Below are 23,155 nucleotides of genomic sequence, written 5' to 3'. Positions count from 1 at the left end.
GCCTGCCGGAGCACGAGATGCGGCGGGACTACTGGGAATACTGGGGGTGGCATCAATGAGACCGCCGCCCGGCTAGAGACGGACGGATCGGACCCGTCCCGCAACTGACGATCCAACGCGCAGGCATGGCAGCAGGGCCTTACAGGCCGGTCCTGCCGCCTGCGCGTCACCAACAACCAATGGAGAATAAAATGAACGTCAATTTCTGGCGCCTTGCCGCGCTGTCCATCATGGCGATCGCCGCCACTGCCGCATCTGCGGAGAGTGGCAATCGGCTGGCAGCCGAGGTGCGGGCGGCCAACGGCCGCTTCGTGAATGTCGCGGCGGCCACCGCCGAGGGCTATGCGCCGATTCCCTGCGCCAGCGGCATCACCGGCGGCGCCATGGGCATTCACTACGTCAATGGCGCCTATCTCAAGGACGATGCCGTCGACCTCGCCAAGCCGGAGGCCGTGATGTACGAGCCGATGGCCGATGGCAAGCTGAAGCTGGTGGCCGTCGAATATATCACCGCGAAGGGTCCCGCGTCGCTCGAAGGCCAGCTGTTCAACTTCGACAGCGCTCCCAACCGCTACGGCCTCGGCCCCTTCTACGAACTTCATGTCTGGGCCTGGAAGCAGAACCCGACCGGCGCCTTCGCCGACATGAACCCGAATGTCTCGTGCGACGCCATGAAAAAGGCCGACTAACGGCACCGGCCTGCCGGAACAGTGCCGGCAGGCCTTTTCACGCGTCGCGAGGAGAAATCATGCCCGAGATCGCTATCTTCCTGGCAAGGCTGCGCGCCCCAAGCTCGGCCGCAACGAAGCCTGCGGCTCCGGCAAGAAATACAAGCACTGCCACGGGGGCTTTCACGTAAAGGCGCAGCGCTTTCCTTCTCCCCGTCACTATACCTATCGTATTCACACATCTCTGCCGGCATCGAGGATGCCCGCTGAAAACGCGAGTCTTTTCAATGTCAGTGATCACGCGCGCCGTCCGGTGCTTTCAACATCGATGCTCATCTAAGCTATTGATCCTGATTCGGTTTTTGCGATGTGTGAATCCGATAGGTCACTATACGGGGAGAAGGTGCCCGAAGGGTGGGGCGGCGCTGGCGGTCGCGATTTGCCGATCTCCCCACCTGAGGGGAGATGGCCGGCAGGCCAGAGGGGGGCGCTGTCCCGCCGGCCTCTAAAGGATCGGTATCCCGATCGTTGTGGTCTTGAACTTTACCCGCAGTTCGCCGTCAGCCACACTCACCAAAAATACCGATTTTGGTTCTTTGTAAGCGCCAAGCTTTTTGTATCTTTCGCATAGATCGAGCAACTTGCGCGCGTCAGCCGATACCTGGACGCGCCACGCCGGTGATGAGTTCACCAGAGAGCCCATAATTGGCGTTTCAACCATGATGCCGCCGGCCGCAGGCGAGAGGATCGTATCCTTAGGGATGCTGCCCTTTGCTCCTACCGGCGCACGCCGCATTTGCGGCAGTTTCGCAACTGCTTGATAAAAATCCAGAGCGCTGGTTTCGACTGGCGGATGAGCAAGCGTTGGAGATTTGGTGGTCACCGTTTGGCCCCCTTCATCGCCTCAGTGATCGCCACCGTCTCTATGCTCACGCGCGTTACTCGCATCAGAAGGTCGATTACTTTCTCCTTGTAATCAGCAAAGCGGTAGGTATTGAACTTTTCACGAATGGTCGGGTCTTTCGGTGTCTTTTCCTTGTACTGATCGAGAATCCACTCGAGGCCTGACCGATTGCCGAGCCGGTAATCCCACGCCTCCATCGGAATACCGGAAAGCTGTGTTTCTGTGTCGAGCCGGATGATACCGTTCTCGCGGTCTGCCTTGAGCAGGGGCCTGGGCGCAACGCCTGTTGTCCGCGCCGTTTCATCAGACGCGTCTAGCCGCTCCAGCGGCCATGGTTCGACGCTCTCATAGCCGACATGCAGTTCCATCAACTGCTTACCCCACTCTGCCCAGCGCCAGAAATCGGGATAGAACGGGATGTGAGGGAACTCTCGCTTTAAATTCAGCATGTATTTGTCCCGGTACAGCGGGTCGTACAACACAGCGTATACGTAATGGAAGATGCTATCCTTGGTGAGTACCTGCGTCTTCGCTTGTTCGGCTCTGAGAGACGTGGTGCCGCCCCCGTCCTTTCCATATGCCTTCTGGAATTCCTTCAATCCCCAGTCAGTGATGTTGTCGACGCGCTCCCCGCCTCTGGAATAGCGATAGCGAGGAAGACTTTCCGTTCCACCGTTTCCGGTTTTGACCAAGCTGTAATCAATAGGCGCGTTGGAAGCCAATACCGATAAACCGTCGTCGGCTGCCACGTTCCTAAACGCAATAACGATATTAGGTAGCGTGAGATTTGGACCAAAAATCGAAAAATGATGGTCCGTTAAACGATCGCTTAATATCTTGTCGCAATAGAAAAACCCTTGGACAAACGCGCGAAGCTCTACCGGACGAACGCGGGCACGCGAGAAAATGACGGCTGACGAGGGGATGCGAAGGGAGCTGCTGAGCTTGATCTCAGTTGCGAGTAAACGAATATCGGTAATCTTCTTCTCGTGAGCTTGATTTAGTACACTTAGGAAAAATGAAATTTTGTCTTGAAGCCTATCTTCAGATAAATCATAGACCCACTCATCTCTATTCGTTTTTATGCCACTAGCAAACAGCCGAAAAATTGCTTTCTCTTGCGTCTTTGTCTTGGCTGCCTTTGTCTTTTTGTCCGCCACTGGAATCATTTCATCCCAGTCGTTCTCCACCAAATTGACCCAATTTCCGTTCTTGTCAGGCTCGACCCGAAGGTAGGAAATCTCCGAGGCCTTGGTGTTTGCCAGAAAGCTCAGTTTATCTTCGGCCGTGTCCATTTCCGGCCGACGCGCATAGAAAACCTTGCAGCCCTTCTGCTTGTGCCGCTTGACGAAGAAGGAGATCGCCACGCCCGTCTGGATCCCAAAGACATTGTTCCTTGTGCCGGAGAGCCTGGGGTTAGCACGCACATCTCCGCCGAGATCGAGGACGTGGATTTCGTTGAACTCTTGCGCCACTGCCTTGCGGAACCCGTCGAAAGTTCGGCTTTCGATGAAGCTGCGATTTGTGATGAACGCCAGCACACCGTCATCGGCCATGCGGTCCGACGCCCAGCGGAAGAACCGAGCATACATATCGTAGACCTTGGTCTTCTGCGCCGTCGAAAGTCGGATGTAACTCGACTTGATGAGTTGATCGATACGGGGATATTCGCGGTTCTTGTTGTTGTCGTTCTCGTTGGCCTGGTTGGCATTGTACGGCGGGTTGCCGATTATGACCGAGATCTTGCGCTTGTTCTGTCGCCTGACACGCGCGACGTTCTCATCCGAAAGCCCGGCGAACATGTCGTGCTGATAGCCGGCCTTGATGCCAAGCCCGGCTACATTGTCCAGCGTGTCGACGAAGCAGAGGTTGGGAAACTCGGCGAATTGGCCCGAGATCGCGGCATAGGTCGCCTCGATGTTCAGATTGGCGACATAATAGGGCAGGATCGCCACCTCGTTGGCGTGCAGTTCGTTCTTGTATTTGTGCGCCAGCTTTCGCGGCTGCCCGCGAAAATGTTCCAGCAGTTCGCAGATGAAAGTGCCGGTGCCGGTTGCGGGGTCCAGTATCTCGACATGCTCGTCGATAAGTTGTTGCCGAAATGTTTTTGAGTAAGCCAGTCGGCGCCCTCAATCATGAATTTCACGATCTCGTTTGGCGTGTAGACGACGCCCAATCGGTCGGCTTTCTTCTTGTCATAGACCTTGTAGAAATTCTCGTAGATCAGCTTCAGGAACTGCTGTTTTTCCTGATGGCTGGAAATCAGCGCCGCATTGGCGCGGATCGTGGCGTAGTAGGTTTCCAGACCCTTGAGGGTTTCGCGTTTCACTTGCCCCGTGAAAAACTTCGCCTCCAAAGCATAAAGCTCTTTGGCGATGTTGTTCTCGCGGTGGAAGTCGCTGTTGTCGAAAACGTGGGCGAAGATTTCCTCGGTCAATATGTGCTGGATCAGCATCTCCCGTACATCGGCTTCGCCGACCGACGGGTTGATCGTGTCCTTGGCATGCTGGAGGAACTTGTCTGCCGCGGCGCGGAAATCCGGATTTTTGTCATAGGCCGCGTCGATGCGTTCACGAAGTGCGGTCAGCACCGCCGGAATGTCGTGCTTGAACTGTTCTACCGCCTTGCGAAAATCACGGATTTCTTCGCGCTCGTACTTGAAGAACAGCGAAACCAGTTTCAGCAGTTTTTCGGTGTCCGTCATCGAACAGCGAAAAACCTCCTGCCGGTTCTGGATCAGGACCGCCGTTTTCGAATTCTCAAAAATGATATTGTCCTGTGGATAGCCCTTGGCCAACTTCTTTCGAATTTCCCCATCGAGATCGTCCGCCGTGTCCTTGGCTTCCCAATAGCCAAGCGGCACCCGGAGATCATGCAGGATTGTTCCATCAGGACGGATGCGGTTCTTCTGCGGAGACAGAAATTCGTATTGGCTAATGAAGTGCAGATTGTTCTGCCGTGACCACGCCTTCAACAGATCCTTGAAGGCTTCCGAGATAACTCCCTCGGTAATGGATCCCGAAAACTTTCTTAGCCTGTCGATTTCGTTGAGATATTGCTGAATTAGAAGTTGCGACATGATTCCCCCAGAGCGGGCGTATTAGAGCGGGTTTCGCGGTTCCGGGAAAGTGCTTGAACGCTGATCCCTGCGCCTCCTGTTTCCTCATTCTTTGCCAAGAACGACGGGGACGAGCGCCGAGCAAATCTCCAAAACCCGGCGACGCCCCTCATCCGCCTGCCGGCACCTTCTCCCCGTATAGTGACGGGGAGAAGGGAGCTCCCCACCCACCCTTTCTTAAGGTGTCTCCGCTACACCAAAGCCTGAAAAGAAGCGGAAAACGGAGAACAATCGGGGTGCGCTTTTCCGCGGCCACGACAGCCGGGCGGTTCTTGCCGCAGCGTTTGGCGCTGCGCGTGGAGCCGTTGCTTGGCCGCGTCGACGCCGTGCTGTTCACCGCCGACGAGCGCGGCGAGGCCGGCCGCATGTCGGTCATTGCCTTTTCCATCCGCATCGTCAGCGCCGTCATCGCCTTCGTCAGCCAGGTGTTGATGGCACGCTGGATGGGCTCGTTCGAATACGGCATCTTCGTCCTTGTCTGGGTGACCATGGTCATCGTCGGCAATCTCGCCTGCCTCGGCTTCCACACCTCGGTCATCCGCTTCATTCCCGAATACCGCGAGCGCGGCCTCATCGACGAGTTGCGCGGTATCGTCGTGGCCAGCCGCCTGTTCGTCCTGATCGCTTCGACGGTCATCGCCGGGCTCGGCGCGCTCGGCGTGTGGCTCGCTTCGTCATGGACTGAAAACTACTATGTCCTGCCGTTCATCCTCGGCGTCATCTGCCTGCCGATGATAGCGCTATCGGATCTGCTGCAAGGCCAGGCCAGGGCGAACAGCTGGGCGCTGTTCGCCCTGGCGCCGACCTATCTGATACGGCCCGTGCTGATCCTGCTGTTCATGGCGCTGATGCTTTTCGCCGGCTACGCGCCCGACGCGAAGACCGCGATCTTCGCCTCGATCGCCGCCACTTACGTCACCACGCTCGCCCAGCTTATCGGCGTCACCCGGCGCATGGAAAAGCAGATTCCGGCCGGGCCGATGAAGGTGCATTTCGCACAATGGTTCATTGTCTCGCTGCCGATCTTCCTGGTCGAAAGCTTCTTTTTCCTGCTCACCAATGCCGACGTGCTGATGGTCGGCGCCTATATGGACCCCAACGACGTCGCCGTCTATTTCGCCACGGTCAAGACACTGGCGCTGGTGCATTTCGTCTACTTCGCCGTCAAGGCAGGCGTCGCTCAGCGCTATGCCCAGTTCACCCATGGCGAGCCGGAAAAGCTCGCCGCCTTCGCCCGCGAGACGGTGTCGTGGACCTTCTGGCCATCGCTCGCCATGGCGCTGCTGGTGCTGGCGCTTGGCAAACCGATGCTGATGCTGTTCGGTCCCGAATTCACATCGGGTTATCCGCTTCTGTTCCTGCTCGTCTTCGGCGTCGTGGCGCGCGCCGCCGTCGGCCCGTGCGAAAGCCTGCTCACCATGAGCGGCAACCAGAATGTCTGCGCCGCCGTCTATGCCATGACGCTGGCCTTCAACATTGGCCTGAACGTGGTGCTGATCCCGCTCTTCGGCCTGTGGGGCGCCGCAATGGCCACCGCCTTCGCCATGATCTTCGAGGCCGGCGCGCTGTCCTTCACGGTCTGGCGCAAGCTCGGCATCGTCATGGCGATCTTCGTGCCAGCCAAAGGAGCCGCGTGATGGCCGCCATCCCCTTGCTCGAGGAAACCAGCGGCGGCCCCGCCGGCGCCATGGTGTCCGGCCTTGCCGGACTGGGGCGCGACACCGACCCGGCCCATATCGAGATCCTCGCCAACAACCGGCCCGAGCGGAAACTGGCCATCTATCCGGCGTCGGCCGGGTTCGACCTCGTCGAGGAGCTGGATTATCTGTGCGCCCGCACCATCGAGCCCAACGTCTTCTTCAACCCGCGTTTCCTCGCGCCCGCAATGCCCCGGCTGGAAGACCGCGAGGTGCGTCTGGCCGTCATCCGTGACGGCGATGAATACCGCAACCGGCTACGCCTTCTGGTGCCGTTCTCGGTGGAGCGGCCGGTGGTGCCGCTCGGGGTTCCGGTCATGCGCACATGGTCGAGCCCGTTCGGCCCGCTCGGCACCCCGCTGGTCGACCGCGACGATCCGGTCGGTGTCCTCGAGGATTTCTTCTCCATGCTGTCGCGCCCGCATCTGAAGCTGCCGAAAGTGTTCGTCCTGCCCGACATCAGGCTCGACGGCGCGGTGGCGAGCCTGGTTGCCACTGTGGCCGAAACGCGTGGCCTGATGTTGGTCACCACCGGTCACGCCCAGCGTCCGCTGCTCGAGAGCGAACGCGACGCCGAGGACTATCTGAAGGCTTCGCTGCGCGCGCACCATTACCGCGAGTTCCGCCGCCTCAAGCGGCGGCTGGGCGACCTCGGCAAGCTTGAACATGTCGTGGCGCGCGGCCCCGACGAGATCCGTCACGCCATCGAGAGCTTCCTGACGCTGGAGGCGGCCGGCTGGAAGGGCCGCGAGCGCACGGCCATGGCGATCGACCGCTACCGCGCCGCCTTCGCCCGCGAGGCCGTGCACAGGCTGGCCGAGCAGGACCTGTGCCGCATCCATTCGCTGACGCTCGACGGCCGCACCATTGCGTGCCTGATCGTCTTCGTCGAAGCCGGCGTTGCCTACACCTGGAAGACGGCCTACGACGAAACTCTGGCCGGCTATTCGCCAGGCACGCTGCTGATGATCGAGGTGACCAGGCAGCATCTCGACGACCCCAACATCATGATGACCGATTCCTGTGCCGTGCCCGACCATCCGGTGATGAGCAGGCTGTGGACCGAGCGCAAGCCGATGGGCACGCTGGTGATCGGCCTGACGCCGGACGCCGACCGTCTCGCCCGCCAGGCGGCCTCGCAACTGCATCTCTACCGGGAGACCCGCAACATGGCCCGCCTGCTGCGCAACCGGATGAAGAGCCTGCTCAAGAGACGATAGACGCGCTCGCATCTTCTGGAGCGCGTGGATGCTTGCTTCAAGCCTGAGCATTTGGTTGCTTCATGGGATAAACAGTCACTGTATTGATAGCGTTTATTCGCCAGCGCCTGCTTGAGCAACAGTCACAATCTTTCAACAAAGCGCGACAAAGGTGATACGATTTTGGGTATAATTCATGTCGCTTGCCGGCGGCGCATCCGTTTTTCTTGAGCGCTTTTCCTCGTGGCAGACATCAGAATTAGCTAATTCATTCGAACATATAAAGGACATTCAAGGAACTTAAGTGGTAACATAAGACCTTTGGGACCAGACCCTGGGACTTTGGTCCGCCTTCACGAAATCCGGCAGCGAGCATGAGGCTAATCTTCATTGCTCTTCAGGAACTTGAAACGGCCGACCAGATCTAACTTGAGCCACTCGTCCTCATTCTTCCTCGTCGCTTTCGGCGGTGGCGCGCGGATTGCGAGGAACAGGCGCTGAACGCGAGAAATCCACCTGCCGGAACCAGCGGGTGAGCCGCCATGGGAAAGCTGCCGGCGCCAGAATCCTGGACGCGTAGAAGCCCGCCACGGAGCCCTACGGGGACGGTCTTGGGCGAGCGAGCGCCATGTCGAAAGTGTCCGGCAGGTGAGGATGCGCGCCGGTCCGTCTCACCGAAGCCGTGGTCATCGCGTCGACCGGGAGAATAATCGACATGCGAGCATAGTGGTCCGGCCACAGCGGCTTTCCAAACAGGAAGAACACGATCGCGAGAAAACAAATCAGCAGCAGGACGGCGAAGGTGTTCGCGATGATCTCGCCAAGCTGCATGTCTTTCTCCCCGAAGTCGGACACCCGCCGCTCGCAGCAACGGCGGGCGTCCAGGGACCGTCGATGAAGGGACTTTACTCGACGGCTTCCACGCCAATGAGGAACGGCGGCTTATGTTCAGGGTTTAGGACCAATGCGTCGATGCTTCGGACTTCAGTCCCAATTGCGGGTCCGAGGAGAAGGAGACAGTCTGCCTTTCGCACCGGCTAAGCCCTCCACCAAGGTACCTGACAGCCGGGAGCACAGCCCGGCCTGCTCGCCAAGTGCCGAACCTACCGCCAAAAGCAGGCCGGGCTCCTTCTGTCGATAGTCAAGATCGTCGCCCAACAGGGAAAATGACCAGCTACAAGGTGGAGGAAATCCTGGACGAGAGAATTATCGGCACGCACGAGGTGGCGGCTTCAAGTCCCGCAGGGGCTGCCAGACGGGCAACCGGTCATCCGATGCAACCCCGCATTCCAGGTGCGCTGTTCGTTCGGGTCACCAGATCGGAGGACGGCACGGTCGCCGAATTCAGCTTCGCGGGATTTCCTTGTTGAACCCGGATGTCGTCGGATGGGACGGCACGAGTGGCGTTTCTTGCGACTATGGCCGGTGTCTAAGCCGACCCATTGGCGCGGTTCGGCGTTGATGGAACCGCCGGCTCACCCTAACCGTTTGTTTTCACGTGGATTCCGAAGCTCGTCGATGAAACCGTTTTGACCCGACTTGCACCAGAATTGCGCTAGCGTCCCAGCGGCTGTCTGGATGCCGAAACCAATTCGTCTTCGTCCCTGATCCCGGCCATGTAATTCGCGATTATGCGGGATGAAATCGCTTCGCGTTGCTGGGCCGATCGGGCGTCGAGCTTCAGCCTGTCGAACACGCGGCCAAGCAGGGCCACTTCGGAGGAATCGAAGACGCCAGCCTCCTGAGCTTTCTGACGAATCGGCATGAGTTCCTCCCTTTCAGATAAATAAGCAACAACTGATGCAAGGGGCAATCTCAAGGCCTGATATATCCACACCGAGGAACGGTCAGGCGGCCAACATAGGTCCTGAAGCGTGAAAGCGGCTACCGCATTGGACAGGCCGTCCTGCACCCTGCCGAGCCGCTCCCGGATGTCGCTCTTGCGATATCGGCTTTAAACGGCGCACGACAAACTCGAACACCATATCCGCATTTGCCGAAACGCCGATCGGGAATTAGCGGCAGACGTATCGAAGCGGCGACTGAAATGGTGCCCCTAGCCGGGATCGAACCAGCACTCCTTGCGGAACTCGATTTTGAGTCGAGCGCGTCTACCAATTCCGCCATAGGGGCTCAGGCCGGGCGGCCTGGATGGCGCGGACTATACGGTTGGAGGCCTGTTCGTCAACTGGCCTGTTGCCGATAGCCTGCGGAGCCGCGACCAAACCGCCCCTTTCGGTTTCCTGCGGGCACTGCCATTGTGCGGCGCGGAAAATCTTTCTAGACAGGCGTCGTGTCGAAGCGCCTGGCGTCCGGAAGAAGGAACGCGGCGCGCTTCGGGTCTTGGTTTCACGCATGCACCTGTTTCATCCATGCCCCTGGTTTTCTGCCTGCCCTTATGCCGGCCACGCCGTGCATGTGGGCGCCGTGCGGTAGGCATTTACGACATTAGGAGAGCCGATGCTTCGCGGACTGTACGACTGGACCTTGTCGCTGGCGGCGCGCAAATCCGCTGAATGGTGGCTGGCCTTCATCGCCTTCGTCGAGAGTTCCGTGTTCCTGGTGCCGGCCGACGTGCTCTATCTGCCGATGGCACTGTCGCGGCCTGATCGCGCCTATCGCTATGCGCTGATCGCCACCGTCGCCTCCGTGCTGGGCGGCATCGCCGGCTGGTTCATCGGCCACTACGCCTACGACGCGCTGGCGCGGCCCATCCTCGAATTCTACGGCAAGTATGACGAGTTCGAGGCGCTGCGCGTCTCTTCGGGCATCGGCTTCATCATCTTGATGCTGATCACCTCGGGCGCCGCCCATCTGCCGCCGATCAAGGTGGTGACGATCCTTTCGGGGGTCATCGGCGTCAATCTTTTGCTGTTCATCGCACTGGCAATCGTGGCGCGCGGCGGGCGCTTCCTGCTTCTGGCCTGGCTGCTGCGCCGCTATGGCGAGCCGATCCGCGAGTTCATCGAAAAGCGCCTCGGCCTGATCGCGGGTGCGGCGGCAGCCGCCCTGATTTTGCTCTATATCCTGGTCAAATACGCCTTCTGATTCATGTCGCCCAAACCGCGCGGCGGCGTGGCGACATGGACCACAAGACCGGGCGAGCGGCGAACATAACGGACGAAAGACCCCATGACTGCGACCATGACTGCCAACACCGGACGCCAGCGGACCATGACGGCCCTGTTCCTTGCCGTAGCCATGGCCGCCACTGTCGGCTCCGCGCTCGCCTTCCAGTACATTGGCGGCTACATCCCTTGCCATCTCTGCCTGGAACAGCGCACGCCCTACTATATCGGCGTGCCGCTGATGCTGCTGGCGCTGCTTGCATCGGCGCTGCACGCGCCGGCATGGGTGGTGCGCGGCTTGCTGGCCATCGGCGGCCTGCTGATGCTCTATGGGCTGTATCTCGGCATCTATCACGCCGGCGTGGAGTGGGCCTGGTGGCAGGGCCCGGCCGATTGCACCGCGGGCGGAGGCCCGGTCGACACCGGCGGCAAAGGCGTGCTCGACGCGCTCGACAAATTCGTGCCCCCCTCCTGCGACAAGGCCGCGCTTCGCATTCTCGGCCTGTCGCTCGCCGGCTGGAACGCCATCGCCAGCCTTGTCCTCGCGGCCGTGGCCTTCCGCAGCGCTCTTTCGCGCGACTGAGTAGCGCGAAAGCGCCGACGCGAGATCGTTCAAGAACTCTGCAGGCTGAGTCGTATGGAGTGATTGTCGAGAACCGAAGCGGAGCGGACATTGGTCCGTGAGCATCGGAAGCGCAGACAATCGCTTCAGACGGCCAGCGTCCCGAATTGTCGGACGCTCTCAGGGTTCGAGTTCGACATCCCAGTACAGATAATCCATCCAGCTTTCATGCAGATGGTTGGGCGGGAACAGACGGCCATTATTGTGCAGGTCGTGCACCGTCGGCTGGTAGGGCTTCTGCAACGGCCACATCTTGGCATGCGCCGGCATCATGCCGCCTTTCCTGAGATTGCAAGGGGAACAGGCGGCGACGACATTCTCCCACGTCGTAGCACCCCCGCGGTGGCGGGGGATGACGTGATCGAAGGTCAGATCGTCGGGCGTGCCGCAATATTGGCACTGGAAGCGGTCACGCAGGAAGACATTGAAGCGTGTGAAGGCGGGATGCCGCGACGGCTTCACATAGGCCTTCAGGCTGACGACGCTCGGCAGCTTCATCGAGAAGGTCGGCGAGGACACCGCGTGCTCGTATTCGGCGACGATGTTCACCCGTTCGAGGAACACCGCCTTGATGGCGTCCTGCCACGACCAGAGCGACAGGGGGTAATAGCTGAGCGGACGGTAATCCGCATTCAGCACCAGCGCTGGAAGCCCATCCGGAGATACGGCAACCGTCACGTCGTTGGCCTCCTTGGTTCTCTAACCTGAATGGCGCGGATACTGTAAGCCCGACATGACAGGGATGTGAAGCGGATTGTCACGCGTCCGAAGGCACAAAAAAACGAGATTTTGATGCTTTTTCGCGCTTTCAGGCCGGGGGTGCGGCATCCCTGCCCTTCAATTCGCGATAATAGGACCAGAAAAGCCGCGATGCGACACCTCTCCATGGGCTCCATGATTCGGCGAGTTGGATCAGTGTTTTCTCCTGCGGACGCGGGTCGATGCCGAGCGCATGGCCGACGGCGGTCTGGAGCGCGACATCGCGCGCCGGGAAGATGTCGGGATGGCCTGCGGCGAACAGCAGATACACCTGCGCCGTCCACGGACCGATACCGGGCACGGCCGTCATGGTCGTGATTGCCTCGCCGGCGTCAAGCGAACACAAATGATGAAGATCGAGGCCGTCCGCCACCGCCTGGGCGGCGGCGAGGAGGCCGCGTTGCTTGGGTCGCGACAGGCCCGCCTCGCGAAACATGTCCTCGCCGGCGGCAAGGATCGCCAGCGGCGTCAACGGGTCGACCAATTTCGTCAGCCGGCCGAAGATCGCATCGGCGCTGGCGCGCGACACCTGCTGCGAGACGATAATCGAGGCAAGGCTCGAGAATCCTGGTTGGGACAGCCGTAGCGGCACCTCGCCCGCCATGCCGCGGATCTTTTCCAGCCTTGGGTCGATCGCGCAAAGCGCGTCGAGTCCCCGGGCGATGTCGTCCAATGTGGCGATACGTTGCATGCTTTCTTGTTCCTGAACCGGCCGCACGGTAGCAATTGGCAAAACCGCCGCACAACCCGATTGCCGCTCAAGAGATGACACTCCTGACATTCCGTTTCGCGCCAAGTCCCAATGGCGAACTGCATCTCGGCCATGCCTTTTCGGCGCTGCTCAACCAGAAACTGGCGCGAGCGGTCGGCGGCCGCCTGCTGCTGCGCATCGAGGATATCGATACCACGCGCTGCTCGCCGGAATTCGAGGCGGGCATCTTTGCCGACCTGAAATGGCTCGGACTTGCCTGGGAACAGCCTGTACGACGGCAATCCGAGCACTTCGCCTGTTATGAGACGGTGCTTGGCCGGCTGATCCGGGAGGACCTCGTCTATCCCGCCTTCATGAGCAGAAGCGAGATCCGGGCTTTCATCACCGACAGCGAAAAGCGCGACTGGCCGCGCGATCCCGATGGCGTGCCGGTCTATCCCGCCGTCGACAAGGCGCTGCCGGCGAAGGAACGCCGGCGCCGCATTGCCGAAGGCGCTCCCTTCGCCTGGCGGCTGGATGTCGATGCGGCGATGGCACGCGTCGGCAAGGATTTGTCATGGAACGAATTTTCAGACGAAACGCTTTCCGCGACGCGCGTCGTCGAGGCCCGCCCGCGCGATTGGGGCGACGTGATCGTGGCGCGCCGCGAAATCCCGACCAGCTATCATCTCGCCGTCGTCGTCGACGATGCGCTGCAGGGCGTCAGCCATGTCGTGCGCGGCCAGGATCTTTATTCCGCCACCGGGGTACAGCGGCTGCTTCAGGAACTGCTTGGCCTGCCGCAGCCAGCCTATTTCCATCACCGGCTGATCCTGGGACCCGACGGGCGCAAGCTGTCGAAAAGCCTGAAGGACACCGGCCTTGCCGTCTTGCGCGAAGCGGGCGTGTCGGCTCACGATGTCAGGCGGATGGTCGGTCTCTGACGCAGGCGAAGGCCGAAGAGACAGCTTGCAGAAAAGGCGGCCGGTTGAATTCCGGTGATGCATGGATCAATCGTTTCGTTTTGCGCGCCGGCTTGAACCGGACTAGAGCTTCGCCACGGCTCAATTCTCATCAAGCGCGGTCCCCGGAAAATGCACAGCGTCAAGCGGCTCATCCCCGCCACTTTCGTCGTCCTGTGGGCGACCGGCTTCATCGGCGCCCGCTATGCCATGCCGTGGGCCGAACCGTTTACGTTCCTGGCTGCGCGCTTCGTCCTGGCGGCGGCGTTGTTCGCCGGCCTGGTGGTCGTGCTTGGCTCCAAGAGAGCCTCCCGCGAAGAGGCATTGCACGCCACCGGGGCCGGCATTCTGATGCATGGCGTCTATCTCGGCGCGGTCTTCTGGGCTATCCACAGGGGCATGCCCGCCGGGCTGTCGGCGCTGATCGTCGGCCTGCAGCCGCTGATCACGGCGGTGCTCGCCGGCAAGTTTCTCGGCGAGGCGATCCTGCCGCGCCATTGGGTCGGCCTCGCGGTCGGCCTCGCCGGCGTTGTCATCGTGCTCTGGCCAAAGCTCGGTGCGCTCGGCGGCGGCGTGACGTCAGCCACGCTGACAGCCTCGCTCGTCTCGGTGCTCGGCATGAGCGCCGGCACCATATGGCAGAAGCGTTTTGCTTCCGGCGGCGACCTCGTCGCCGCGACCATGTGGCAATATGTCGGCGGCGCTTCGGTGATGATCCTGGCTTCACTGGCCTTCGAGACCCACGCGGTCGTCATCAACGGCGAATTGATCTTCGCCATGGCCTGGCTGGTGCTGGTGCTGTCGATCGGCGCCATCTTCCTTCTGATGGTGATGATCCGCGACGGCGAGATGTCGAAGGTCGCTTCGCTGTTCTATCTGGTGCCGGCGGTGACGGCCGTCATCGCCTGGGCCTTGTTCGACGAGCAGCTCAACGCGCTTCAGATTACCGGCATGGCGATCACGACCTTCGGTGTCGGTCTGGCAACGGTGCGGCAGACCAAGGGAAGAATTGTAGAAATGAGGAATTGAGGAATTGAGGAATTGAGGAAAATGGTGCCATCTGGCGCTGGGGGCTTCTTCTTCAATTCTCCAATTCTCCAATTCTCCAGTTCTTCAATTCAGCCGGTCATCCCACCCGCGCGCGTGCCTCCAGATAGCGGCTGATTGCTGCATTGAGTTCGCCACCGAGAATGAAGATCGCGGACACGATGTAAAGAAAGACCACCGCGATCATGATCGAGGCAAGCCCGGCGTAGGTCGTCACGTAGGACGAGAAATGGTCGAGATAGGTGGCGAAAATGGTCGAGCCGATCAGCCATGCGGCGAGCGTGAAGACGATGCCGGGGATCAGCGAGACGAAACGGCGCTTGCCGGCCGGCAGCCAGTAATGCACTGAAAACAGACCGCCGACGATGACGGTCGAGGCGATGACGTAGCGCCACAGCGTGATGGTGCCCGTATAGGGTTTTATCCACTCGAAATGCGCCTCGGCCAGCCGCGCCAGCAATGGCGCGAAGACCAGGAGCACGCTGATCGCCAGGAAGCCTGCCGTGGCGATCAGCACGAAGAAGATGCTCTGCACGCGGCGATAGATGATGCCGCGCGTCTCGGTGACGCGATAGGCCCGGTTGAGCGAGGTGCGCAGCGCCTCGATGCCGTTCGAGGCGAAATAGGCGGCCAGCAGCACGCCGTAGGTGAGCAGATCCGATCGTCGCACGGTGAGCACGTTCAGCACCTCCCGCGCGATCGGTTTGGCGATTTGCTCCGGCCAGGTGTCGAAGACCAGGTGCACGGCCGTGTCGGCGAAGGCTTGCGCGCCGAGGAAGCTCGCCAGCGTGGTGGCGAAGATCAGGAACGGAAACAGCGCCATCAGCGAGGTGATTGCCAGATGGCTGGCCATCGCCCAGCCGTCATCGGTGTTGAAATGACCGATCGCGTCGTAGAGCACGCGGCGCAGGGCGACGATATTCCGCAACAAGAACCGCGCTCCCCTTCGATTGTCTCGACGCCGCGAATATGGGAAGGGAATGCGGCAAATGGCAACCCTTGGTCATAAGACGAATCCGTCGGCACGCGCGTTGCGCGTCATCATCGTCACCGGCGCGTCGTCCGGCATAGGCGCTTATTGCGCGCGGGCGCTCAAGGCGGAAGGCTGGCGGGTGTTCGCCACGGCGCGCAAGCCCGAAGACATCGCGGCCCTGGAAAAGGAGGGAATCGAGGCGTTCTATCTGGACTATCGCGAACCTGCCTCCATCGAAGCGCTTGCGGCTTCAGTGCTGGAGCGGACCGGCGGCAGGATCGATGCTCTGTTCAACAATGGCGCCTATGCGCAAGCGGGCGCGGTCGAGGATCTGCCGGTGGCCGCCTTGCGCGAGCAGTTCGAGGCCAATTTCTTCGGCTGGCACGACCTGACCCGCCGGCTCGTGCCGGTGATGCGCCGCCAGGGCCGTGGCCGGATCGTTCATTGCTCGTCGATCCTTGGCCTGGTGCCGGTACGTTTTCGCGGCGCCTATTCGGCATCCAAACACGCTTTGGAGGCGCTGATGCTCTGTCAGCGCCAGGAACTGGCCGGCAGCGGCGTGCATGTCTCGCTGATCGAGCCGGGGCCGGTGAAATCAAAGATCGCCAGCAATGGCCTCGCCTGGTTTCTCAAGAATATCGACCATGAGAATTCCGTGCACCGCGCGGACTATGAGGCGCAGTTGGAACGGATGCGCACCGGCGGCAGCCAATCGGCGCTGAAGCCCGGGCCGGAAGTGGTCCACAAGGCGCTTCGCCATGCACTTCTGTCGCGGCGCCCGCGCCCGCACTATGTGGTAACAGTGCCGGCCAAGGTCGGCGCCACGCTCAAACGCATCCTGCCGGCATCGATGCTTTACCGCCTGCTCGCCAAACGCGCCTGAGCAAGAAAAGGACTGGAAACGCAAAATGGCATCCGTCTTCAACATCCTTGCCATCCTGGTCATGGTCGCCGTGGTGATCGTGCTGGTCCGGGGCCTGATCAACATGATGCGCGGCGGTTCCGGCATGACCTCCAACAAGCTGATGCAGACGCGCGTCGTGCTGCAGGCCGTGGCGCTGGCGCTGATCCTGCTGGCCGTGTATTTCACCCGCAAATGAGGACACCGGCCGTTCGGGAGGCGACGTGGTCAAGCTCAACAAGATCTACACCCGCACCGGCGACAACGGCACCACCGGGCTCGGCACGGGTGAGCGGCGGCTGAAGTCCGATCTCAGGGTGGACGCCTACGGCACTGTCGACGAAGCCAACGCCTGCATTGGCATGGCTCGTGTTCACACCGCCCCAAGCCACCCGGCGATTGACGCCATGCTTGCCCGCATCCAGAACGATCTCTTCGACCTCGGCGCCGATCTGGCTGTGCCCGACGACGGCAAGCCGCTCGGCTACGAACCGCTGCGCATCATTGCCGCGCAGACCGAGCGCGTCGAACACGACATCGATCTCCTCAACAACGACCTCCAGCCGCTCAAATCCTTCGTGCTGAACGGCGGCACGCCGGCCGCCGCTGCGCTCCATCTCGCCCGCACGGTGGCGCGGCGGGCCGAGCGGCTGATGGTGGCGCTCGCACAGCATCCTGGTGAGCACGTCAACCGCGACGGGCTGAAATACATCAACCGCGTCTCCGATTTCCTGTTCGTCGCCGCCAGGGCGGTCAATGACAATGGAAATGCCGACGTGTTATGGGTTCCTGGCAAGAACCGCTGAACTATGCCAAGGCGGGAGAGGCCAGGCACCTATGTTCATCCCGCTCTACGACACCAACAGGCTGCGGCACATCAGGCTGCAATATGTGACGATCGCCCTGATCCTGGCCAACGCGCTGGTCTATTGCGCCACCGCGCTCGGGGGCGAGAATTTCACCAACGCCGCCGTGCTCGGCCTCGGCTTCATCCCCTCCGTGGTGCATGACACGGCAGAGCTCGACCCGCGCTTTATCGTCATTCCCGAAAGCCTGAGCTATCTCACTTACTCATTCCTGCATGCCGACATTTTCCACCTTGGCGGCAACATGCTGTTCCTGTGGGTGTTCGGCGACAATGTCGAGGACGCGCTCGGCCATATCCGCTATCTCATCTTCTACCTCCTGTGCGCCATCGCCGGAGCCGCCTTCCAGGGCCTCATCGCGTGGGACTCGCAGGTGCCGCTGATCGGCGCCTCCGGCGCCATCGCCGGCGTGGTCGTCGCTTACCTGATCCTCTATCCCAGGGTGAAGGTCTGGGTGCTGGCCTTTGCCCGCATTCCGCTGCGCATCCCGGCCTTCATCCCGCTCCTCCTGTGGGTGCTGTTCCAGATCGTCATGTTCGCCGCCGGTGGCGAGGACCAGATTTCCTGGGCCTGCCACATAGGCGGCATCATCGCCGGCGCCGTGCTGGTGCTCGTGCTGCGCAGCCGCGGCGTGCCGCTTTTTGCGGGCGCGGACGAAGAGGCCGCACCCGCCGACCAGCCCGCCATCGCCGTAGATCCGGCCGTAAACGAGCCGATTGCCGCGCAGCCCGTGCCACGCTGGGGTCGGGGAAGTGCCCCCGGCCCCGACTGAACCGATTGAGTGAATTGCCCGACGCCGTGGCATATTGACGTGCGGGTTCGCCGCAACTACGGAAGCGTTTCCGCCCGCCTTTGGCGGTTGAAGAGCAGAATTTCCATCCGGAATGTCGGCTTTCGACAACTCTGACAGGGTTCACGCTGGTATAGCGCGCCCCAACTATCTCAAGAGAGGTGACAGGAAAATGAAGATCCTTGTGCCCGTGAAGCGGGTTGTGGATGCGAATGTGAAGGTTCGCGTCAAGGCTGACGGTTCGGCGGTGGAATTGGCCAACGTCAAGATGGCGATGAACCCATTCGACGAGATCGCGGTGGAAGAGGCGATCCGGCTCAAGGAAGCCGGCAAGGCCGAAGAGATCATCGTCGTGTCGATCGGCCCGCAGCAGGCGCAGGAGACGCTTCGCACCGCGCTCGCCATGGGCGCCGACCGCGCCATCCTGGTCAAGACCGACGAGCAGACAGAGCCACTGGGCGTCGCCAAGGTACTGAAGGGCGTGGTCGAGGCCGAGCAGCCCGGCCTTGTCATCCTCGGCAAGCAGGCGATCGACGATGATTCCAACCAGACCGGCCAGATGCTCGCAGCCCTTCTCGGCTGGGCGCAGGGCACGTTTGCTTCCAAGGTGGTGCTGGAGGGCGACAAGGCCAGGGTGACGCGCGAGGTCGACGGCGGCCTGCAGACGGTTGAGCTGAAGATGCCGGCGATCGTCACTGCCGACCTTCGCCTCAACCAGCCGCGCTATGCATCGCTGCCCAACATCATGAAGGCCAAGAAGAAGCCGCTCGACGAGAAGAGCCCGGCCGACTACGGCGCCGACGTCAAGCCGCGGCTGAAGGTCATCAAGACCGAAGAGCCGGGCGGCCGCAAGGCGGGTGTCAAGGTCAAGAGCGTCGCCGAGCTCATCGACAAGCTGAAGAACGAAGCCGGCGTGCTCTGAGATCGGAAGGAACAGATAAAATGACCATTCTCCTCATCGCCGAACACGACAACGCTACCCTTTCCGACCAGACCGCCAAGGCGCTGTCGGCCGCGCTGCAGATCGGCTCGGACGTGCATGTGCTGGTGGCCGGCAAGGGCGCCAAGGGCGCAGCCAACGCCGCCGCCAAGCTGAAGGGCGTGAGCAAGGTGCTGCTGGCCGAAGCCGACGAGCTTGCCGAGCGTCTCGCCGAGCCGACCGCGGCGCTCGTCGTGTCGCTGGCCGGCTCCTATGACACCATCGTCGCGCCGGCAACCTCGTCGGGCAAGAACGTCGCGCCGCGCGTGGCCGCTTTGCTCGACGTGGCGCAGGTCTCCGAGATCATCGAAGTGGTCTCGCCGGACACCTTCAAGCGGCCGATCTATGCCGGCAACGCCATCCAGACGGTACAGTCGACCGATGCCAAGAAGGTCATTACCGTGCGCACCGCCTCCTTCCAGGCGGCGCCCGAGGGCGGTTCGGCCGCTGTCGAAACCGTCAGCGCTGCGGCCAATCCTGGCCTCTCCTCCTTCGTCGAGAACAAGCTATCGGAGACCGATCGTCCGGAACTGACCTCGGCCAAGATCATCATCTCGGGCGGCCGCGCGCTCGGCTCCTCGGAGAAGTTCCAGGAGGTCATCCTGCCGGTCGCCGACAAGCTCGGCGCTGCCGTCGGCGCATCCCGCGCCGCCGTCGATGCCGGTTATGCGCCGAATGACTGGCAGGTCGGCCAGACCGGCAAGGTCGTCGCCCCCGACCTCTACATCGCCGTCGGCATCTCCGGCGCCATCCAGCACCTCGCCGGCATGAAGGATTCGAAGGTCATCGTCGCCATCAACAAGGACGAGGAAGCGCCGATCTTCCAGGTTGCCGACTATGGCCTCGTCGGCGATCTGTTCGTTGTCCTGCCGGAGTTGCAGAAGGCGCTTTGACGCCCTGCCGCAAAGCGTATTAAATTGTGAGGGGTGGGGTAGACGAAGTCGCCCCACCCTTTTAGTTTGCACCGCACAAAAAGCAGGCCGCAAAGGCCTTTTTCGACGGGATCGGTGTAATGAGCAAGATCGAAACGATCGGCATCATCGGCGCGGGCCAGATGGGCGGCGGCATCGCCCATGTCTCCGCACTTTCGGGCTACAAGGTGCTGATCTACGATATATCGCCCGACCGTATCGAGAAGGGCATCGCCACTGTCAGCGGCAACATGGCCCGCCAGGTGGGGTCCGGCAAGCTCGACGAGAAGCTCCGCAACCAGGCGATGGCGCGCATCGCGGCGGCGCCATCCATGGCCGATCTCGCCGGTGCCGACCTGGTCATCGAGGCAGCGACCGAGGACGAGACGGTCAAGCGCAAGATCTACGCCCAGCTTTGTCCGCAGCTCAATCCCGAGGCCATACTGGCGACCAATACCTCGTCGATCTCGATCACGCGGCTAGCCGCGCAGACTGACCGCCCCGAGCGCTTCATCGGCATCCACTTCATGAATCCGGTTCCCCTGATGAAGCTGGTCGAACTGGTGCGCGGCATCGCCACCGAGGACCAGACCTTCGAGGCGGCGAAGACCTATGTGAAGCAGCTCGACAAGACGATCACGGTCTCGGAGGATTTTCCGGCCTTCATCGTGAACCGCATCCTTTTGCCGATGATCAACGAAGCGATTTACACGCTTTATGAAGGCGTCGGCACGGTCGATGCGATCGACACCGCCATGCGGCTCGGCGCCAACCATCCGATGGGGCCGCTGCAGCTGGCCGATTTCATCGGCCTGGACACCTGCCTGTCAATCATGCAGGTGCTGCATGACGGCCTGTCGGATTCGAAGTACCGCCCCTGCCCGTTGCTGGTCAAATATGTCGAGGCCGGCTGGCTCGGCCGCAAGACCGGCCGCGGCTTCTACGATTATCGCGGCGAGCATCCGGTTCCGACACGCTGACCCGCCAGACTGATCACGGCCTGGCCGCGCGGGTTTACGACGCGGCGGCCAGGGGCTTGGGCGTCTCGATTTCGACCCTGTCGTCCTTCGCATCGGTCTCCGGCGCCATGGACACGCATCCGCGACCGGCAGCCTTGGCCACGTAGCAGGCGGCGTCTGCCCTGGCGATGATCTCGTCGACCGCGCCGCAATCTGCGTTGATAGGAGCCAGTCCGATGCTGGCGCCGATCGAATGAGGACGGCCTTCCCAGGTGAAGTCGAGGCCCTGTATCGCATCGATGATGGATCGCGCCGCGATTCTGGCCCCGGCAGCCGAGCCCGACTTCAGAATGACCGCGAATTCGTCGCCGCCCAGACGCGCGACCATGTCCTGCGGACCAAGCACGCCACGCACGGCCTCGGCAACGCGCTTGAGCAATGCGTCTCCCGCCGCGTGGCCGCCTGTGTCGTTGACCAGTTTGAAATGATCGAGGTCGATGAACATGAACTGATGTCCGATCCCCTCCTTGCGGGCCTGATCGACCAGTTCTTCCATGGCGCGGATGAAACTCGCGCGGTTGGCAAGGCCGGTCAGCGCATCATGCGCGGCGGCGTGGGCAAGCTGGCGCTGCAGCGCCCGCGCATCGGTGAAGTCCTGGAAGACGATGACCAGTCCGCAGAATTCGTTGCGTTCGTTCATGATCGGCGACACGACCTGCCGGATGCTGCAGCGCGTCTCGTCGCGCCGGATGAGGACGGCGCGGCTGTTCTGGTCATCGGCTCCCTGGCCGCCGATCGCAGGCCGCGCCACGCCGATCCTGTGGCCGGTCTCCTCGTCGACCGCCCAATAGACATGGCCGAGCGTCTTGCCGAGGGCATCATTGCAAGAGACACCGGTCAGCTTTTCGGCGACAGGATTCATGAAGGTGACGCGGTTGGCGGCATCGGTGCAGATGACGGCATCGCCGATCGACTGGAGCGTCACTTTGAGGCGCTCCTTTTCGTCCGCCAGCATGGCCGCCGACACGGCGAGGCGCTCCTCCGCCTGCTTGCGCCGGGTGATGTCGGTCAGGCTGCCTATCGCCCTGATCAGCCGCCCCTCTTCGTCGCGCTCGATCGCCTTGCCGCGGTCGAGGAACCAGAGCCAGCGGCCATCCTTGTGGCGCATCCTGAATTCGGCCTCGAAGAACGGCGTGCGGCCTTCGAGATGGGCGCGGTCCGCCTCGGCCACTGCTTCGCGGTCGTCGGGATGTATCATCGCCAGCCAGTGATCGGGGTCACCGTCGAGTTCCCCGTCGGCGTAACCCAGCATCTTGACCCAGGTCGAGGAATAGTTAGTGCCGCCCCTGCGCTTGTCGAAGTCCCAGACGCCCTGGCCGGCGCCGGCCAATGCAAAGTTCCAGCGCGTTTCGGCCTCGGCGATCCGCGCCTCGGCCTGCTTGCGCGCATTGATGTCCTCTATCTGCGAGACGAGATACAGCGGCCGGCCGCTATTCCCGTCGCGAATGACGGAGCCGGCCAGCCTGGCCCAGACGGGCGTGCCGTCCTTCTTGAGATAGCGCTTCTCGAAATGAAAGGAATCGATCTTGCCGGCCTTCAGGTCTTCCATCGTCTCCCGCCCGATCTCCAGATCGTCGGCATGCGTGAGCTGGAAGAAGGTCAACGCCTCGATCTCGTCGCGGCGGTAGTCGAGCATGGCAGCGAAAGCCGGGTTGGCCTCGAGAATGCGCCCGTCGAGGCCGACGATGGCGACGCCGATGGAGGAATCCTCCATGGCACGGCGGAAGCGCTGCTCGCTCTCGGCGATCTGGCGGCGGTCCTTGCGGATGACGCGCGCGAACATGCAGGCCAGGAGAAGTGCGCCGGCTGCCACACCGACCGACGCCTGCACACATAATTCGAGCGTCTCGGCGCCGGGATCCAGCCGCGACAGCAGGATCGATGCCGTCATCGCCGCTGTCCCGCCCACGAGCAGAGCCAACCCCGCATGTCTGTGCGGCGCCGGCCCGATGATCCTTCGCATTGCCACGATTTGTACCAC

Annotated in this window: 24 protein-coding genes and 1 tRNA gene; 15 read left to right on the top strand and 10 right to left on the bottom strand. The window is 61.7% G+C overall.

Going from position 1 to position 23,155, the window contains the following annotated elements; translation table 11 throughout:
* The first annotated feature begins 191 nt into the window (after nt 1-191).
* On the top strand, nt 192-689 hold the full coding sequence (locus tag LB541_RS18410) for a hypothetical protein (protein ID WP_140584055.1): 498 nt from the start codon (nt 192-194) through the stop codon (nt 687-689).
* Between the two features lie 484 nt (nt 690-1,173).
* Here LB541_RS18410 and LB541_RS18405 read toward each other — a convergent pair whose 3' ends face one another.
* The 3 genes from LB541_RS18405 to LB541_RS18395 are packed head-to-tail and all read right to left on the bottom strand — an operon-like array spanning nt 1,174 to nt 4,651.
* A complete protein-coding gene (locus tag LB541_RS18405; protein ID WP_224619255.1) occupies nt 1,174-1,551 on the bottom strand; it encodes a hypothetical protein in 378 nt (125 codons plus the stop codon).
* Nucleotides 1,548-3,527 (bottom strand): type ISP restriction/modification enzyme, encoded by a 1,980-nt coding sequence (locus LB541_RS18400; RefSeq protein WP_224619254.1) that lies wholly within the window; start codon nt 3,525-3,527, stop codon nt 1,548-1,550. Before LB541_RS18400 ends, LB541_RS18405 begins: the two co-directional genes overlap by 4 nt.
* Nucleotides 3,494-4,651, bottom strand: coding sequence for a hypothetical protein (locus LB541_RS18395; protein WP_224619253.1), 1,158 nt, complete (start codon nt 4,649-4,651; stop codon nt 3,494-3,496). The genes LB541_RS18400 and LB541_RS18395 overlap by 34 nt, the downstream gene beginning before the upstream one ends.
* 275 nt (nt 4,652-4,926) lie before the next feature.
* On the opposite strand from LB541_RS18395, the gene LB541_RS18390 reads away from it, so the two are divergent.
* Both LB541_RS18390 and LB541_RS18385 read left to right on the top strand, forming a co-directional pair.
* Nucleotides 4,927-6,327 (top strand): lipopolysaccharide biosynthesis protein, encoded by a 1,401-nt coding sequence (locus LB541_RS18390; RefSeq protein ID WP_140513849.1) that lies wholly within the window; start codon nt 4,927-4,929, stop codon nt 6,325-6,327.
* On the top strand, nt 6,327-7,607 hold the full coding sequence (locus tag LB541_RS18385) for a GNAT family N-acetyltransferase (protein ID WP_140525444.1): 1,281 nt from the start codon (nt 6,327-6,329) through the stop codon (nt 7,605-7,607). The genes LB541_RS18390 and LB541_RS18385 overlap by 1 nt, the downstream gene beginning before the upstream one ends.
* A gap of 576 nt (nt 7,608-8,183) precedes the next feature.
* On the opposite strand, the gene LB541_RS18380 is transcribed toward LB541_RS18385, so the two are convergent.
* Nucleotides 8,184-8,417 carry a polymerase gene (locus tag LB541_RS18380; protein WP_140500900.1) on the bottom strand — a complete coding sequence of 78 codons (234 nt, stop codon included), beginning with the start codon at nt 8,415-8,417 and terminating at the stop codon, nt 8,184-8,186.
* Between the two features lie 335 nt (nt 8,418-8,752).
* Here LB541_RS18380 and LB541_RS18375 point away from each other — a divergent pair, with 335 nt between their 5' ends.
* On the top strand, nt 8,753-8,956 hold the full coding sequence (locus LB541_RS18375; RefSeq protein ID WP_224619252.1) for a hypothetical protein: 204 nt from the start codon (nt 8,753-8,755) through the stop codon (nt 8,954-8,956).
* Between the two features lie 185 nt (nt 8,957-9,141).
* Here the strand turns inward: LB541_RS18375 and LB541_RS18370 are convergent, their stop codons facing one another.
* Complete coding sequence (locus LB541_RS18370; RefSeq protein ID WP_140500898.1) at nt 9,142-9,351, bottom strand: hypothetical protein; 210 nt, start codon at nt 9,349-9,351, stop codon at nt 9,142-9,144.
* 283 nt (nt 9,352-9,634) lie between these two features.
* Nucleotides 9,635-9,719 (bottom strand) — tRNA-Leu (locus LB541_RS18365).
* Nucleotides 9,720-10,046: 327 nt separating this feature from the next.
* Here LB541_RS18365 and LB541_RS18360 point away from each other — a divergent pair.
* Nucleotides 10,047-10,634, top strand: a complete 588-nt coding sequence (locus tag LB541_RS18360; protein ID WP_140500881.1) for a YqaA family protein — start codon at nt 10,047-10,049, stop codon at nt 10,632-10,634.
* 84 nt (nt 10,635-10,718) lie between these two features.
* Complete coding sequence (locus LB541_RS18355) at nt 10,719-11,237, top strand: disulfide bond formation protein B (protein ID WP_140513858.1); 519 nt, start codon at nt 10,719-10,721, stop codon at nt 11,235-11,237.
* Between the two features lie 159 nt (nt 11,238-11,396).
* Here the strand turns inward: LB541_RS18355 and LB541_RS18350 are convergent, their stop codons facing one another.
* Together LB541_RS18350 and LB541_RS18345 are read right to left on the bottom strand one after the other, a co-directional pair.
* Complete coding sequence (locus LB541_RS18350) at nt 11,397-11,954, bottom strand: HNH endonuclease (protein WP_023677956.1); 558 nt, start codon at nt 11,952-11,954, stop codon at nt 11,397-11,399.
* Nucleotides 11,955-12,084: 130 nt separating this feature from the next.
* Entirely contained in the window at nt 12,085-12,726 is a 642-nt protein-coding gene (locus LB541_RS18345; RefSeq protein ID WP_140513859.1) for a DNA-3-methyladenine glycosylase family protein, read from the bottom strand.
* Nucleotides 12,727-12,800: 74 nt separating this feature from the next.
* Here LB541_RS18345 and gluQRS point away from each other — a divergent pair, with 74 nt between their 5' ends.
* Together gluQRS and LB541_RS18335 are read left to right on the top strand one after the other, a co-directional pair.
* Nucleotides 12,801-13,670: a tRNA glutamyl-Q(34) synthetase GluQRS gene (gene gluQRS, locus LB541_RS18340; protein WP_140513860.1), complete on the top strand. Its 870-nt coding sequence runs from the start codon at nt 12,801-12,803 to the stop codon at nt 13,668-13,670.
* Nucleotides 13,671-13,820: 150 nt separating this feature from the next.
* Nucleotides 13,821-14,717, top strand: coding sequence for a DMT family transporter (locus LB541_RS18335; RefSeq protein ID WP_224619251.1), 897 nt, complete (start codon nt 13,821-13,823; stop codon nt 14,715-14,717).
* A gap of 97 nt (nt 14,718-14,814) precedes the next feature.
* On the opposite strand, the gene LB541_RS18330 is transcribed toward LB541_RS18335, so the two are convergent.
* On the bottom strand, nt 14,815-15,666 hold the full coding sequence (locus LB541_RS18330; protein ID WP_140500876.1) for a YihY/virulence factor BrkB family protein: 852 nt from the start codon (nt 15,664-15,666) through the stop codon (nt 14,815-14,817).
* Nucleotides 15,667-15,724: 58 nt separating this feature from the next.
* Between LB541_RS18330 and LB541_RS18325 the strand changes: the two genes are divergently transcribed.
* From LB541_RS18325 to LB541_RS18295, 7 genes are all read left to right on the top strand, one after another.
* On the top strand, nt 15,725-16,591 hold the full coding sequence (locus LB541_RS18325) for an SDR family oxidoreductase (protein ID WP_224619250.1): 867 nt from the start codon (nt 15,725-15,727) through the stop codon (nt 16,589-16,591).
* A gap of 25 nt (nt 16,592-16,616) precedes the next feature.
* Nucleotides 16,617-16,808: a twin transmembrane helix small protein gene (locus LB541_RS18320; protein WP_140500874.1), complete on the top strand. Its 192-nt coding sequence runs from the start codon at nt 16,617-16,619 to the stop codon at nt 16,806-16,808.
* 25 nt (nt 16,809-16,833) lie between these two features.
* Nucleotides 16,834-17,415, top strand: coding sequence for a cob(I)yrinic acid a,c-diamide adenosyltransferase (locus LB541_RS18315; protein ID WP_140500873.1), 582 nt, complete (start codon nt 16,834-16,836; stop codon nt 17,413-17,415).
* Nucleotides 17,416-17,446: 31 nt separating this feature from the next.
* Nucleotides 17,447-18,247: a rhomboid family intramembrane serine protease gene (locus tag LB541_RS18310; RefSeq protein ID WP_140500872.1), complete on the top strand. Its 801-nt coding sequence runs from the start codon at nt 17,447-17,449 to the stop codon at nt 18,245-18,247.
* 190 nt (nt 18,248-18,437) lie between these two features.
* Nucleotides 18,438-19,187: an electron transfer flavoprotein subunit beta/FixA family protein gene (locus tag LB541_RS18305; protein ID WP_140525441.1), complete on the top strand. Its 750-nt coding sequence runs from the start codon at nt 18,438-18,440 to the stop codon at nt 19,185-19,187.
* A gap of 20 nt (nt 19,188-19,207) precedes the next feature.
* Nucleotides 19,208-20,137, top strand: a complete 930-nt coding sequence (locus tag LB541_RS18300; RefSeq protein WP_224619248.1) for an electron transfer flavoprotein subunit alpha/FixB family protein — start codon at nt 19,208-19,210, stop codon at nt 20,135-20,137.
* Nucleotides 20,138-20,256: 119 nt separating this feature from the next.
* On the top strand, nt 20,257-21,135 hold the full coding sequence (locus LB541_RS18295) for a 3-hydroxybutyryl-CoA dehydrogenase (protein ID WP_140500869.1): 879 nt from the start codon (nt 20,257-20,259) through the stop codon (nt 21,133-21,135).
* Nucleotides 21,136-21,169: 34 nt separating this feature from the next.
* On the opposite strand, the gene LB541_RS18290 is transcribed toward LB541_RS18295, so the two are convergent.
* Complete coding sequence (locus LB541_RS18290; protein ID WP_224619246.1) at nt 21,170-23,065, bottom strand: PAS domain S-box protein; 1,896 nt, start codon at nt 23,063-23,065, stop codon at nt 21,170-21,172.
* Nucleotides 23,066-23,155: the final 90 nt, after the last annotated feature.

It is taken from the genome of Mesorhizobium sp. BR1-1-15, assembly GCF_020165475.1.
Taxonomy (GTDB): domain Bacteria; phylum Pseudomonadota; class Alphaproteobacteria; order Rhizobiales; family Rhizobiaceae; genus Mesorhizobium.
This window is presented reverse-complemented; position numbering and strand designations above follow the sequence as displayed.

What these genes read in the sequence shown, in the direction of transcription:
- LB541_RS18300 (WP_224619248.1), top strand. Translation starts at nt 19,208, where the DNA reads ATGACCATTCTCCTCATCGCCGAACACGACAACGCTACCCTTTCCGAC.
- LB541_RS18335 (WP_224619251.1), top strand. Translation starts at nt 13,821, where the DNA reads ATGCACAGCGTCAAGCGGCTCATCCCCGCCACTTTCGTCGTCCTGTGG.
- LB541_RS18295 (WP_140500869.1), top strand. Translation starts at nt 20,257, where the DNA reads ATGAGCAAGATCGAAACGATCGGCATCATCGGCGCGGGCCAGATGGGC.
- LB541_RS18395 (WP_224619253.1), bottom strand. Translation starts at nt 4,651, where the DNA reads ATGTCGCAACTTCTAATTCAGCAATATCTCAACGAAATCGACAGGCTA.
- LB541_RS18310 (WP_140500872.1), top strand. Translation starts at nt 17,447, where the DNA reads ATGTTCATCCCGCTCTACGACACCAACAGGCTGCGGCACATCAGGCTG.
- LB541_RS18410 (WP_140584055.1), top strand. Translation starts at nt 192, where the DNA reads ATGAACGTCAATTTCTGGCGCCTTGCCGCGCTGTCCATCATGGCGATC.
- LB541_RS18360 (WP_140500881.1), top strand. Translation starts at nt 10,047, where the DNA reads ATGCTTCGCGGACTGTACGACTGGACCTTGTCGCTGGCGGCGCGCAAA.
- LB541_RS18305 (WP_140525441.1), top strand. Translation starts at nt 18,438, where the DNA reads ATGAAGATCCTTGTGCCCGTGAAGCGGGTTGTGGATGCGAATGTGAAG.
- gluQRS (WP_140513860.1), top strand. Translation starts at nt 12,801, where the DNA reads ATGACACTCCTGACATTCCGTTTCGCGCCAAGTCCCAATGGCGAACTG.
- LB541_RS18320 (WP_140500874.1), top strand. Translation starts at nt 16,617, where the DNA reads ATGGCATCCGTCTTCAACATCCTTGCCATCCTGGTCATGGTCGCCGTG.
- LB541_RS18385 (WP_140525444.1), top strand. Translation starts at nt 6,327, where the DNA reads ATGGCCGCCATCCCCTTGCTCGAGGAAACCAGCGGCGGCCCCGCCGGC.
- LB541_RS18355 (WP_140513858.1), top strand. Translation starts at nt 10,719, where the DNA reads ATGACTGCGACCATGACTGCCAACACCGGACGCCAGCGGACCATGACG.
- LB541_RS18380 (WP_140500900.1), bottom strand. Translation starts at nt 8,417, where the DNA reads ATGCAGCTTGGCGAGATCATCGCGAACACCTTCGCCGTCCTGCTGCTG.
- LB541_RS18325 (WP_224619250.1), top strand. Translation starts at nt 15,725, where the DNA reads ATGGCAACCCTTGGTCATAAGACGAATCCGTCGGCACGCGCGTTGCGC.
- LB541_RS18345 (WP_140513859.1), bottom strand. Translation starts at nt 12,726, where the DNA reads ATGCAACGTATCGCCACATTGGACGACATCGCCCGGGGACTCGACGCG.
- LB541_RS18290 (WP_224619246.1), bottom strand. Translation starts at nt 23,065, where the DNA reads ATGACGGCATCGATCCTGCTGTCGCGGCTGGATCCCGGCGCCGAGACG.
- LB541_RS18370 (WP_140500898.1), bottom strand. Translation starts at nt 9,351, where the DNA reads ATGCCGATTCGTCAGAAAGCTCAGGAGGCTGGCGTCTTCGATTCCTCC.
- LB541_RS18375 (WP_224619252.1), top strand. Translation starts at nt 8,753, where the DNA reads ATGACCAGCTACAAGGTGGAGGAAATCCTGGACGAGAGAATTATCGGC.